Below are 13,047 nucleotides of genomic sequence, written 5' to 3'. Positions count from 1 at the left end.
AGACCCCGACCGTTCAGTAAGACGGTTCAGCAATACCCCAGGTGGGAGCGAGCCTGCTCGCGAAAGCGGTCTGTCAGACACATCAATGTTGACTGACACTCCGTAATCGCGAGCAGGCTCGCTCCCACATTTGTTTTGCGGCGTTACTTGAAGTCGTTCTGCCGCCACGCTTCGTACACGGCGACCGCCACGGTGTTGGACAGGTTCAGGCTGCGGCAGCCTTCGCGCATCGGCAGGCGCAGGCGCTGTTCGGCGGGCAGGGCGTCGAGCACGTCCGCTGGCAGGCCACGGCTTTCCGGGCCGAACAGAAACGCATCGCCGGGCACGAACGCGGCATCATGGAACGGCCGCGAACCCTTGGTGGTGAAGGCGAACACGCGGGGGTTGCCCAGGCTTTCCAGACAACTGGCCAGATCAGCGTGACGCTGCAACGTGGCATATTCGTGGTAGTCGAGACCGGCACGGCGCAGGCGCTTGTCGTCCATCTCGAAACCCAGTGGTTCGATCAAATGCAGGTGGCAGCCGCTGTTGGCGCACAGCCTGATAACGTTGCCGGTGTTCGGCGGAATTTCTGGTTGAAAAAGGATGACGTGAAACATGCACGGCTCCGAAGGTAAAGATGAGCGGCATTCTACGCCGCCTGTGGACAACCGTTCGAAACTATTCCCGCGCGTCATCGGCTCGCTGGCGATTGTCGGCTTGATGATCGGCTTGATGATCGGCCGGCTGACCACGCCGGATCCGAGCGTGCTGGAGCAGGTCGAGGTTACCGATGGCGGCCTGGTGGTGTGGTTCAACAATGAGCCGAAGCTGCACGGCGAGATCATCGACGGCACCGTCGCGCTGCTGTTTCAGGCCGAAGGTCGACCGCAGAAAGGCCAGCTCAGGCTCAACGGCAAGGACGTCAACTGGCGCACGCGCAAGAGTGATGGCGGATTGTTGCTGACGGTGCTGGCAGCGCGTCCGTTGCGGGGCGACTGGGTCGGCAGCGAGGTCGATGATCGCTGGCGACTGGAGATCCGTTTGAGCGAGCCCTAGCGGCACTTCTTCATCACTGGGGCGCGCTCCCACACTTTTTGAGGTCGTTTCCCACTGCGACCGTCTTCCTTTCCCATCTCCAGCACGTGTTGATGCACGTTATCGTTCGCTTCTTCAAACGGCAGGATGCCGAAACCCGTCGTCCCCTTGCAGGAATGCAGGGGGGCGTCTTTTTCAAGGATGAAAATATGCCAGTCAAACCCCCTCGCGGTGGCGGTACCCACGTGGACGCCTCGGGCAGCCCGCATCGGTCTGCGGACGTGGACACTTCGCTCCCCGGCCACTTGGGTCGCACAGGCGTCGATGTGGATATTGCTCAGCACCATTTGCTGCCGCGCGCCGGATCATCCACCGACGCCACCCTGGATGCCGTGCCCCCCGCCGCGGCCGTTGTAGTTCGCGCAATCGCGGAGGGTATTGGCCCGACCGCCAGCCAGCCTTCGCTGGACAATTACGTCACCAACGCCCGAGCGATACTTCCACAGGTCAACAGCGAAGGTTTGCGGGTGATCAGTCGGCGAACCTACGCAGACCTGGCCAACGGTGACCTGGTGCCTGTCGCCGTGGATCCTGCGACGGGTTTGTACCGAGCCCGGCGGCCAAGCGAGTTGCTCCCTTCCGGCCCGGTGATGCTGCGCGATGTGGACAGCGGACTTTGGTATGCGCGTGAAGTCGCGGGGCCAACTACCCGGGAACAGATCCGCACCTACCTTCCCGACGCGACCGACGAGGACGCGGATGCCTTCATCGCCCGGTTTGATGACAAGGACGTGGCAGAGCTTGAGCTCAAGCATATCCAGCTTGGGCTTGCGCTATTGGACTCGACGGATTTTGACCTGCCGATCAGTCGAGGTTCCATTTCATCGGACAACGAGTTTCATGAGGCGCGAAATATGTGGGCGACGTTTCGCCAGTTGTACCGATGGCAAGGCCAGCCCGAGCAGCGCGTCTACCGTGATGGGCGGCTCGTGGGCTTCAAGCTGGAAATCGATCTGACGATTTGGCCAGTTGCAAAGCCGCTTTCCTTGAAGTTCGGCTCAGTGGTTTCTCTGACTTTAAGAGGCCGTGGCCGGCTGGATCCAGACGTGTTTTGCGCACAATTTCCCAACCTTGAAAGTCTGACGATTACCAGTCAGGAAATCGGAGTGCAAGGCCGGTTTCAAGGATGGGACGTGATTAATTGGGTGCATTCAAAATTCAGTCTGGATTCGCGCTTTGCCGAGCAATTGAAAAGATTCCCGCGTCTGCAAAGGCTGCACTTGCAGGACTGTGAATTGACGTCTGACTTTTCCGTACGAGGCCTTGCCAGGCTACATGAGCTATGGCTTTGCAATACATTCGAGGCCCCGGTGAATAGCCTCGACATGCAAATGCGGCATCAGGAGCAAGTCACCTTTTTGCAAGTGGCAGCTGACCTCAGAGGGATGACTGAACTGCGAGTGCTGGATCTGAGCCGCACCGGAATACACCTGCTGCCTTCCGGTCTTGAGGCCATCGACGTGGCGTCGAAGCTTGAAGTGTTGAGACTGGGGGGCAATCCGCTTGCGGACAGCCTTTCACTCGAAAACATGACCGCACTGCAGGAGCTGGATCTTTCCAACACACGATTGCAAAGATTTCCCGAGGGCATTACCGACAGGATTCCCGCAAAAGAATTGAATCTTGCGGACAATCACATCAGGTCGATTCCCGAATCCGTGGAGCTCAGAGCGGGCTTCAATCTCATCGGCAATCCGATCACGGACCCGGCCTCGCTACGGCGGTTGATACGAGCACGTGCCGAGACAGGCACCGATATCTGGCTTGGGCAGGAAAGCAGCGATGGGTCTGCCGATCTCTGGCTACGCAACGTGCCACAGGACCAGATAGCGGAAAAACAAGCGCTGTGGGACAGGCATAACGCCGCAATGCCCCTGGCAGTGACCGGCATTCTTCGTCGGCTGAGTCGAACGCCCGAGTTTCACGTCGAACGCCCGCTGCTGCAGCGGCGCGTGTGGTGGTTTCTGGAAATGTATGACAGAGCCGACGTCACCGAGCGGGCCAGGCTCGACGCCATTCTTCATACGGAAACGAGTCCCGGGAGGATGCTGGACCGGCTGGAGAATGAAATCCGCAGCTATGACGCAGGGCGACAGAATCAACCGCTGCACTCTCTGCCCAAGCGTCCCAAGTTCGAATAGGCGCAGAACGCATTGCGGTGTAAAAGCGGGAATCCCTGACCTGCCTGTATCAGGGTTCCCAAAAGCATGGGCTTCGCTTGCGGCGTCAGCCCGGTGTAAAGAGGGAACCCCCGGCCTGCCTGTACCAAGGATCCCAAAAGGGTGGACTCATCCGTTGCGGTCTGAGCCCGATGTAAAGAGGGGAATCCCCGGCCTGCCTGTACCAAGGTCCCCGAAACGGGTGGTGAAACGAATCACCTGAGATAGGTATTGCAGGGTGCGTGCCAGGTTTAAATTTGCTGAAACAAAAAACGCCTTGGGAACGCGAAAGCCCCGGAATACGGGGCTTTCGCTTATTTGAAGTCTGGAATTTTCAGCACTTTGCAACTGGGCGATGAGCATCGGGCTCTGCGCGATCCCGGGTCATCGTGCATTGATGCGGTGCATGCTGGCCCAAAAAGCTTCGTCGGAGCGCCGCCCGGAGCAGGCTCGCTCCCACAGAGGAGCGTATTCCAATTGTGGGAGCGAGCCTGCTCGCGAATGGGTTCAGCGCAGAACTGGAGACCTAACCCTCTTCCCCCTCATCATCATCCCCACCATCAACCTTCATCCCCAGTTCCTTGATCTTGCGCGTCAAGGTGTTTCGCCCCCAACCCAGCAGCACCGCCGCATCACGCCGACGTCCTGCGGTGTGCTTCAAAGCAGTCTCGATCATGATCCGCTCGAACGCCGGCACTGCGCTGTCGAGCAGGCTCGACTGGCCACGGGCCAAGGCCTGATCGGCCCACTGGCGCAGGGCCTGTTCCCAGTTGGTCACTGGCGCCGAATCCTGCGGCAGGTTGAGCAGTTCCGGTGGCAAGTCACTGATGTGCACTTCACGGCCGGAGGCCATGACGGTGATCCAGCGGCAGGTGTTCTCCAGCTGGCGCACGTTGCCCGGCCACGGCAGGTTTTTCAGGTATTCCTCGGTTTCGCTTTTCAGCAGCTTCGGCTCGACCGCCAGTTCCTGCGCGGCGCGGCTGAGGAAGTGCCGGGCGAGGGTCGGGATGTCTTCGCGACGATCCGACAGGCGCGGGATGTGGATGCGGATCACGTTGAGGCGGTGGAACAAGTCCTCGCGGAACTTGCCGGCGTGGACGAGGGTTTCCAGATTCTGGTGTGTCGCAGCGATGATGCGCACATCGACCTTGACCGGCACATGACCGCCGACGCGATAGAACTCGCCATCGGCCAGCACGCGCAACAGACGCGTCTGGGTGTCCGCCGGCATGTCGCCGATTTCATCGAGGAACAGCGTGCCGCCGTCGGCTTGTTCAAAGCGACCGCGACGCAGGTTTGCCGCGCCGGTGAACGCGCCTTTTTCGTGGCCGAACAGTTCCGATTCCATCAGATCCTTGGGAATCGCCGCCATGTTCAGGGCAATGAACGGCGAAGCCGCGCGTGGGCTGTGGCGGTGCAGGGCGTGGGCCACCAGTTCTTTACCGGTACCGGATTCGCCGTTGATCAGCACGGTGATGTTGGAGTGGCTCAGGCGCCCGATGGCACGAAACACTTCCTGCATCGCCGGCGCTTCGCCGATGATTTCCGGGGTGCGGGTCAGGGCTGGCACAACCTCCAGGCCTTGCTGTTCCTGGGCATGCTGGTTGGCGCGTTTGACCAGCGATACCGCCTCATCGACGTCGAAAGGCTTGGGCAGGTACTCGAAAGCACCGCCCTGATAGGAGGCGACAGCGCTGTCCAGATCGGAGTGAGCGGTCATGATGATGACCGGCAGCCGTGGGTGCTGTTCGCGAATCCGCGCCAGCAGATCCAGGCCACTGGCGCCCGGCATGCGGATATCGGAGATGATCACGTCCGGCTGCTGCCGGGCCAGACGACTCATCACGCCATCGGCGCTGTCGAAGCTCTGGGTGGTCATGCCTTCCTGCTGCAAGGCCTTTTCCAGGACCCAACGGATAGAACGGTCGTCATCGACGATCCACACGGTTTCACTACGGCTCATGTCGATGTGGCTCCTTGTTCCAGTGGCAGGAAGATCGAGAAGGTGGTGTGGCCTGGATGGCTCTCGCACTCGATCAGGCCCTGGTGCTGACTGATGATGTTCTGGGTAATGGCCAGGCCCAGCCCGGTACCGTCCGGGCGGCCGCTGACCATGGGAAAGAAAATGGTTTCCTGCAGTTCCGCCGGGATGCCCGGGCCGTTGTCGATGATCTCGATCTTGGTCACCAGACGATGGCGGATGTGGCCGATGGTGAACTGGCGCATGGCGCGGGTGCGCAGGCTGATGCGGCCCAGGCGCAGCTCGTTCTGGCTGCTGATCGCCTGCATCGCGTTGCGCACGATGTTCAACACCGCCTGAATCATTTGCTCGCGGTCGATCAGGACGTCGGGAATGCTCGGGTCGTAATCACGCACCAGGGTGATGCAGCCCTGGCTTTCGGCCTCGACCAGATGGCAGACGCGTTCGAGCACTTCGTGGACGTTGCACATGGCCAGCGACGGCAGTTTGTTCGAGCCGAGCATGCGATCGACCAGGTTGCGCAGGCGGTCGGCCTCTTCGATGATCACATTGGTGTAATCGCGCAGGCTGTCTTCCGGTAGCTCGCGGGCGAGCAATTGCGCCGCGCCACGGATGCCGCCGAGGGGGTTCTTGATCTCGTGGGCGAGGCCGCGCACCAGCATCTTGCTGGTTTCCTGCTTGGACAGCTGGGCCTCTTCCTTGGTGATCCGCAACAGGCGATCACGCGGGTGCACTTCAAGCAAAAGCAAAGTCTCGCCGTTGCTGAGGATTGGCGTGACCGCATAATCCACGGTCAGCGTCTGGCCGGTGAGGGCGGTGAGCATCGCTTCACGCTTGGTGAAAGGGTGCGCCTGCTCCACCGCCTGACGCAGGGAATTGAGCGCCTCGGGGGATTCGGTGAACAGCTCGCTGATGAACTGGCCGTGACTGCGCTGACCGCTGACCGCCAACAGCATTTCCGCCGCCGGGTTCATGTACTCCAAGCGCAGCTCGGCGTCGAGCAGGATGGTCGCCGTGGTCAGGTTGTCGAGCAGCAAACGGTGAATAGCGTCGCTTATGGTCATCTGGACCCCTTTTGGAGCAAGGCGTGCGCGAGAACAAAGCGCTGATGTCGGGAAAATGCAAAAACCAAACCAAGGCTCCGAAAAGAAGCGTTTGAGCCCTGAAACAGGCGTTTGACGCGCGTTTGTATGGCACGAAGCCAGCTCAAACGGGAAGTTTCGAACCAAAATGGGTTGGGTTGTGGGCGAGATGCAGTTTAGTGCACCAATAGAGTGCGCGCGGCTGGTGGGGTTAAAAGAAGCGCAGGAATGGATTTTTCGGCTCTTCAGGTTTGTCCTTGAGCGGACATTCCGGGCGCACGCCGTAATCGTCGGCGACACAGGGTTTGACCTGACGTTTCTGCGCCAGGGAAATGCGCAGCATGTGGAACGGCTGATTGGCGGTGCGTTCCACGGTACGCCCGGCGGCGTCGAGGATTTCGATCGAAAGGCTGTGGCTGCCGCGATCGATATTGCTCAGCGCAAATACCGGGCTGACGCCGGGCTCGCCAGTGGCCTTGCCATCCAGCAGCAAGCGATAACGATGGCCGCTTTGCAGGCCGGGCTCGCTGGTGACGCTGACGATCAGCTCGCCGGCGCTGTTGCGCAAAGTAGCATCGGGCTCCGGGATCAGAATGCGCAGCATGTCGTAGCGAAAGGGCGTTGGTTCGGCGGATTTTTTCGCTGTGGTGATCGGCGCTGCGGTGTTGGCAGGGACCGCCATGCGATTGCTCGTCGCGATCGGCACTCGCTTGGCGTTGGCGCGTGGCTGGTCGGTATAGACGCGGTTGCCCTGTGCGTCGATGTAGGTAAAGACCTCCGCCGAGGCGGACGTCGACATCAACACCAGGATGAGTGCCAGCCCCGCGCGAATCACGGCGTATGCACCCGTTGCACGGTGAAGACCGCTGCCGGGCTCTGTTGAACGACGGTCTGGCCGTCGATCACTTGCACGGCCAGGCGATGCTCGCCGCGATCGATGTTGATCAATTGCAGAACCGGCACGTTGCTCGGCTGGCCATAGGGCCGGTCGTCGAGTAGCAGCCTTAATTGATTCGGCGGTTGCAGGCGCGGTTTGATCAGGACATTGACCGTAAAGGTGCCGTTATTGGCGCGCAGGGCCTCGTCAGTGGGCAGACCGGCGAGTTCGAGGATTTCATAGGCGTTGCGCGCTGGTTGCGGTGCTTCGGGGCTGGGTGATTGCGGCGCGCTCGGCGCTCGTGGCTCGACCCGATTGAGCGGCGGCAGCTCGACCGGTTGCGCCTGCACGCCGTCCGGCGGCTGATTGCTGTACGCCGTGTTGCCGTTGGCGTCGGTGTACTTGTAGATCTGCGCGGCGGCGGGCAGGGCGATCAGCAGCAGAATGTAGAGAAACGTGCGACCCATGAAATCGACCGGGGTTGGAAACGATGGGTAGCAGCATAGGTCAGGTGCGGCGGTTGGCCAAAACCGTTAATAACTGGAATTGAAAAGACTGGTAGCCAAAACACGGATCGTTCCCATGCGGAGCGTGGGAACGATCAATGACCCACCGCTTTCGCGAGCAGGCTCGCTCCCGCAGGGTAAATGAACTGCGCCGGGCAATAAAAAAGGCCTCCCGAAGGAGGCCTCTTTTGTCACGCCACTTTACGCAGCGCTACCGGATCAGCAGCTGTAGTACAGCTCATATTCCAGTGGGTGCACGAAGGTGCGAACCTTGATTTCTTCTTCCGATTTCAGCGCGATGTAAGCGTCGATGAAGTCGTCGGAGAACACGCCGCCCTTGGTCAGGAACGCGCGGCCCTTGTCCAGCTCTTCCAGGGCTTCTTTCAGGCTGCCGCAAACCTGTGGAATCTCTTTCGCCTCTTCAGGCGGCAGGTCGTACAGGTTCTTGTCGGCGGCATCGCCTGGATGGATCTTGTTCTGGATACCGTCCAGACCGGCCATCAGCAGCGCTGCGAAAGCCAGGTACGGGTTGGCAGCCGGATCCGGGAAGCGTGCTTCGATACGGCGGGCTTTCGGGCTCGACACGTAAGGAATACGGATCGAAGCGGAACGGTTGCGCGCCGAGTAGGCCAGCATTACCGGCGCTTCGAAGCCTGGCACCAGACGCTTGTAGGAGTTGGTCGCCGGGTTGGTGAAGCCGTTCAGGGCCTTACCGTGCTTGATGATGCCGCCGATGAAGTACAGAGCGGTATCGGACAGGCCGGCATAGCCTTCACCTGCGAAGGTGTTCTTGCCGTCTTTCCAGATCGACATGTGTACGTGCATGCCCGAACCGTTGTCGCCGTACAGTGGCTTCGGCATGAAGGTCGCGGTGCGGCCGTAAGCGTCAGCAACGTTGTGCACAACGTATTTCAGGGTCTGAACTTCGTCAGCTTTCTTCACCAGGGTGTTGAACTTGACGCCGATTTCGTTCTGGCCGGCAGTCGCCACTTCGTGGTGGTGAACTTCAACCGACTGACCCATTTCTTCCAGTGCGTTGCACATGGCAGTACGGATTTCGTGGTCGTGGTCGAACGGTGGAACCGGGAAGTAGCCGCCTTTCACGCCTGGACGGTGACCCTTGTTGCCGCCTTCGATGTCCTGGTCGGACATCCACGAACCTTGTTCGGAGTAGATCTTGAACATCGAGCCGGAGATGTCCGACTTGAATTTCACCGAGTCAAAGATGAAGAACTCAGGCTCTGGACCGGCGAATACGGTGTCACCGATACCGGTAGCTTTCAGGTGCTCTTCGGCGCGCTTGGCGATCGCACGTGGGTCGCGATCGTAGCCCTGCATGCTCGAAGGCTCGATGATGTCGCACACCAGAATCAGGGTTGGGTCTTCGGTGAACGGATCGAGTACGGCAGTTTCGTCGACCGGCATCAGGATCATGTCGGAGGCTTCGATGCCTTTCCAGCCGGAGATGGAGGAACCGTCGAACATCTTGCCGACTTCGAAGAAGTCGTCATCCAGCGCATCGCGAGCCGGCATGGTCACGTGGTGCTGAGTGCCTTTGGTGTCCGTGAAGCGCAGATCAATCCACTTGACGTCATGATCTTTGATGAGTTGAACCGACTTCGACATAGTGTCCTCCGGGTGAATTAGGGCGGGTAGTGGATGCCCTTAATAATGGTGATGCCGGCGCGAATACTCTGCCAAGGCAACCTGCCTCACAAGGGAGCAAATTGCATGCCAGTGCCCCAGCATGGGTTTTTTGCCCCAAATTCACGCTTATTAAGGCATGCGAGGTTCTGAATCGACAAATCCCGCCCCTTAATGTTGCGTTTAAATTCAGAAATGACCTGTTTTGGTGCAAGCAAAACCTTCTGCACATTAACTGGTTAAACCTTGAGCAATTTCCGCTATAATCCGCGCCCCCCTTTTTCGGCTGGCCGTTCGCGCGCTGTTTTCATGAAACTTATCGTAAAAGTCTTCCCCGAGATCACCATCAAAAGCCGACCTGTCCGGACGAAATTCATCCGCCAGTTGGCCAAGAACATCCGCACCGTGCTCCGTGACTTGGACCCGGCCGTGGTGGTGAACGGCGTGTGGGACAATCTCGAGCTGGAAACCCGCGTTACCGACCCCAGAGCCTTGAAAGAGATGGGCGAGCGCCTGACCTGCATGCCGGGGATCGCGCACTTCCTGCAGATCGACGAGTACCCGCTGGGCGATTTCGACGACATCACCGAGAAGTGCAAACAGCACTACGGCGATGCGCTGGCCGGGAAGATTTTCTCGGTGCGCTGCAAGCGCGCGGGCAAGCATGCCTTCAGCTCGATGGACGTGGAAAAATACGTCGGCAGCAAGCTGCGTCGTGAGTGCGGTGCGGCCGGAATCGACCTTAAAGCACCGCAAATCGAAGTCCGTATCGAAGTTCGCGACAAACGGTTGTTCGTGATTCACAGCCAGCACAACGGCATCGGCGGCTACCCGCTCGGCGCGTTGGAGCAGACGCTGGTATTGATGTCCGGCGGCTTCGATTCGACCGTGGCGGCTTACCAGATCATGCGTCGCGGCCTGATGGCGCACTTCTGCTTCTTCAATCTCGGCGGGCGTGCCCACGAATTGGGCGTGATGGAAGTCGCGCACTTCATCTGGAAGAAGTACGGCAGCTCGCAACGCGTGCTATTTGTCAGTGTGCCGTTCGAGGAAGTGCTGGGCGAAATTCTCGGCAAAGTCGATAACAGTCATATGGGCGTGGTTTTGAAGCGTATGATGTTGCGCGCCTCGTCCGAGATCGCCGAACGCCTGCACATCGATGCACTGGTGACCGGTGAAGCGATCTCCCAGGTGTCGAGCCAGACGCTGCCGAACCTGTCGGTGATCGACTGCGTGACCGACAAACTGGTGCTGCGACCGCTGATCGTCGCGCACAAGCAGGACATCATCGACACCGCCAACGAGATCGGCACCGCCGATTTCGCCCGGCACATGCCGGAATACTGCGGCGTGATTTCGGTCAACCCCAAGACCGCCGCCAAGCGTGGCCGGGTTGAGCACGAAGAGAAAGAATTCGACATGGCGGTACTCGAGCGTGCGCTCGCCAACGCCAAACTGGTGCCGATCGATCGGGTAATCGACGAGTTGGGCCAGGATTTGCAAATTGAAGAAGTCAGCGAAGCGCTGGCCGGTCAGATCGTCATCGACATCCGCCACCCGGATGCCGCCGAGGATGACCCGCTGGAGCTCGCCGGCATAGAGGTACAGACGATGCCGTTCTATGCAGTGAACGCACGTTTCAAGGAACTGGACCCTACTCGCCAGTACCTGCTGTATTGCGACAAAGGCGTGATGAGTCGCCTGCATGCCCACCATTTGCTCAGTGAGGGGCATGCCAATGTGCGCGTTTATCGACCGAGCTAAGTGCCCGGGGCTGTTTGCCTGTGGCCTGCGTCACCGGCCCCCCGACACCGCCGTCAAGCTGTAACGGCCATGCCGGACACTACTGCTAATCGCTGCCATGACTTGTCAGCAAACCGAATCCTCTGATCGAGATACACAAGTGATCGAAAATCTACGCAACATCGCCATCATTGCCCACGTTGACCACGGTAAAACCACCCTGGTAGACAAACTCCTGCGTCAATCCGGCACCCTGGAGCGCAACGAGCTCAACGACGAGCGCGTGATGGACTCCAACGACCAGGAAAAAGAACGCGGTATTACCATTCTGGCGAAGAACACCGCCATCAACTGGAACGGCTACCACATCAACATCGTGGACACCCCGGGCCACGCCGACTTCGGCGGCGAAGTTGAACGCGTAATGTCGATGGTCGACTCCGTTCTGCTGCTGGTTGACGCTCAAGACGGCCCTATGCCGCAAACCCGTTTCGTGACCAAGAAGGCTTTCGAAGCCGGCCTGCGTCCAATCGTGGTGATCAACAAGGTTGACCGTCCAGGCGCGCGTCCGGACTGGGTTCTGGACCAGATCTTCGACCTGTTCGACAACCTCGGTGCGACCGAAGAACAACTGGACTTCCAGGTTGTTTACGCTTCGGCCCTGAACGGTATTGCCGGTCTGGACCACACCGCCATGGCGGAAGACATGACTCCGCTGTACCAGGCGGTAGTCGACCACGTTCCGCCTCCGGCCGTTGACCGTGACGGTCCGTTCCAGATGCAGATCTCCGCGCTGGACTACAACAGCTTCCTGGGTGTTATCGGTGTTGGCCGTATCGCTCGTGGTCGCGTCAAGCCGAACACCCCGGTTGTCGCTATCAGCGCCGACGGCAAGCGTCGCAACGGTCGTATCCTGAAGCTGATGGGTCACCACGGTCTGCACCGCATCGACGTTGACGAAGCAGCAGCCGGCGACATCGTCTGCATCAGCGGCTTCGACGAGCTGTTCATCTCCGACACTCTGTGCGACATCAACACCGTCGAGGCGATGAAGCCGCTGACCGTTGACGAGCCAACCGTTTCCATGACCTTCCAGGTAAACGACTCGCCATTCTGCGGTAAAGAAGGCAAGTTCGTGACCTCCCGTAACATCAAGGATCGTCTGGACAAAGAGCTGCTGTACAACGTTGCACTGCGCGTTGAAGAAGGCGACTCCGCTGACAAGTTCAAGGTTTCCGGCCGTGGTGAGCTGCACCTCTCGGTACTGATCGAAACCATGCGTCGCGAAGGCTTCGAGCTGGCCCTGGGCCGTCCTGAAGTGATCATCCGTGAAGTTGACGGCGTGAAGCAGGAACCGTTCGAAAACGTCACCATCGACATCCCTGAAGAATCCCAGGGCAAGGTCATGGAAGAGATGGGTCTGCGTAAGGGCGACCTGAGCAACATGGTGCCGGATGGCAAGGGCCGTGTTCGTCTGGAATACAACATCCCTGCTCGCGGTCTGATCGGTTTCCGTAACCAGTTCCTGACCCTGACCAACGGTGCTGGCATCCTGACCTCGATCTTCGACCGTTACGCTCCAGTGAAGTCGGGCCACATGTCCGGCCGTCAGAACGGCGTTCTGGTTTCGGTTGAAACCGGCAAGGCTCTGACCTACTCGCTGGAAACCCTGCAGGCTCGTGGCAAGCTGTTCGTAGAACACGGCCAGGAGATCTACAACGGTCAGATCGTTGGTCAGAACAGCCGCGACAACGACCTGGGTGTCAACCCAACCAAAGGCAAGAAGCTCGACAACATGCGTGCTTCGGGTAAAGACGAAACCATCGCTCTGGTCCCACCTGTTCGCTTCACCCTGGAACAGGCTCTGGAATACATCCAGGAAGACGAGCTGTGCGAAGTTACGCCTAAGTCGATCCGTCTTCGCAAGAAGATCCTCGACGAAAGCGAGCGTACCCGCGCTGCGAAGAAAGCCAAGGCG

11 protein-coding genes are annotated in these 13,047 nt (G+C 59.4%); 4 read left to right on the top strand and 7 right to left on the bottom strand.

Annotated features, from left to right (window positions below; translation table 11 throughout):
- Positions 1–143: 143 nt before the first annotated feature.
- Positions 144–599: a tRNA (cytidine(34)-2'-O)-methyltransferase gene (locus F8N49_RS18695; protein WP_016772113.1), complete on the bottom strand. Its 456-nt coding sequence runs from the start codon at positions 597–599 to the stop codon at positions 144–146.
- Here F8N49_RS18695 and F8N49_RS18690 point away from each other — a divergent pair.
- Positions 598–1,038, top strand: a complete 441-nt coding sequence (locus F8N49_RS18690) for a hypothetical protein (RefSeq protein WP_024011226.1) — start codon at positions 598–600, stop codon at positions 1,036–1,038. The two genes, F8N49_RS18695 and F8N49_RS18690, sit on opposite strands and share 2 nt — an antisense overlap.
- Positions 1,039–1,130: 92 nt before the next feature.
- Positions 1,131–3,218 carry a leucine-rich repeat domain-containing protein gene (locus F8N49_RS18685; RefSeq protein ID WP_256675469.1) on the top strand — a complete coding sequence of 696 codons (2,088 nt, stop codon included), beginning with the start codon at positions 1,131–1,133 and terminating at the stop codon, positions 3,216–3,218.
- Positions 3,219–3,365: 147 nt separating this feature from the next.
- Here F8N49_RS18685 and F8N49_RS28060 read toward each other — a convergent pair whose 3' ends face one another.
- The 6 genes from F8N49_RS28060 to glnA form a co-directional block, all read right to left on the bottom strand.
- Positions 3,366–3,599 carry a hypothetical protein gene (locus F8N49_RS28060; protein WP_218574869.1) on the bottom strand — a complete coding sequence of 78 codons (234 nt, stop codon included), beginning with the start codon at positions 3,597–3,599 and terminating at the stop codon, positions 3,366–3,368.
- A 163-nt stretch (positions 3,600–3,762) separates the two neighbouring features.
- Positions 3,763–5,199 (bottom strand): nitrogen regulation protein NR(I), encoded by a 1,437-nt coding sequence (ntrC, locus tag F8N49_RS18680; RefSeq protein ID WP_016772108.1) that lies wholly within the window; start codon positions 5,197–5,199, stop codon positions 3,763–3,765.
- On the bottom strand, positions 5,196–6,281 hold the full coding sequence (gene glnL / locus F8N49_RS18675; protein WP_016772107.1) for a nitrogen regulation protein NR(II): 1,086 nt from the start codon (positions 6,279–6,281) through the stop codon (positions 5,196–5,198). Before glnL ends, ntrC begins: the two co-directional genes overlap by 4 nt.
- A gap of 229 nt (positions 6,282–6,510) precedes the next feature.
- The gene (locus F8N49_RS18670; protein WP_178117011.1) at positions 6,511–7,098 is read right to left on the bottom strand and encodes a DUF4124 domain-containing protein; all 588 of its coding nucleotides are present in this window, start codon (positions 7,096–7,098) and stop codon (positions 6,511–6,513) included.
- 32 nt (positions 7,099–7,130) lie between these two features.
- The gene (locus F8N49_RS18665) at positions 7,131–7,643 is read right to left on the bottom strand and encodes a DUF4124 domain-containing protein (protein WP_151552064.1); all 513 of its coding nucleotides are present in this window, start codon (positions 7,641–7,643) and stop codon (positions 7,131–7,133) included.
- A 258-nt stretch (positions 7,644–7,901) separates the two neighbouring features.
- Positions 7,902–9,308 carry a type I glutamate--ammonia ligase gene (gene glnA / locus F8N49_RS18660; RefSeq protein ID WP_016772104.1) on the bottom strand — a complete coding sequence of 469 codons (1,407 nt, stop codon included), beginning with the start codon at positions 9,306–9,308 and terminating at the stop codon, positions 7,902–7,904.
- A gap of 327 nt (positions 9,309–9,635) precedes the next feature.
- Between glnA and thiI the strand changes: the two genes are divergently transcribed.
- Entirely contained in the window at positions 9,636–11,090 is a 1,455-nt protein-coding gene (gene thiI, locus F8N49_RS18650; protein ID WP_151552062.1) for a tRNA uracil 4-sulfurtransferase ThiI, read from the top strand.
- Between the two features lie 139 nt (positions 11,091–11,229).
- On the top strand, positions 11,230–13,047 hold a 1,818-nt coding region (gene typA, locus F8N49_RS18645; protein WP_016772102.1), incomplete at its 3' end, for a translational GTPase TypA.

Source organism: Pseudomonas sp. GXM4 (assembly GCF_008923895.1).
Lineage (GTDB): Bacteria > Pseudomonadota > Gammaproteobacteria > Pseudomonadales > Pseudomonadaceae > Aquipseudomonas > Aquipseudomonas atacamensis.
Note: the sequence above shows the minus strand (reverse complement) of the source record. Positions and strands in the feature narration are given on the sequence as shown.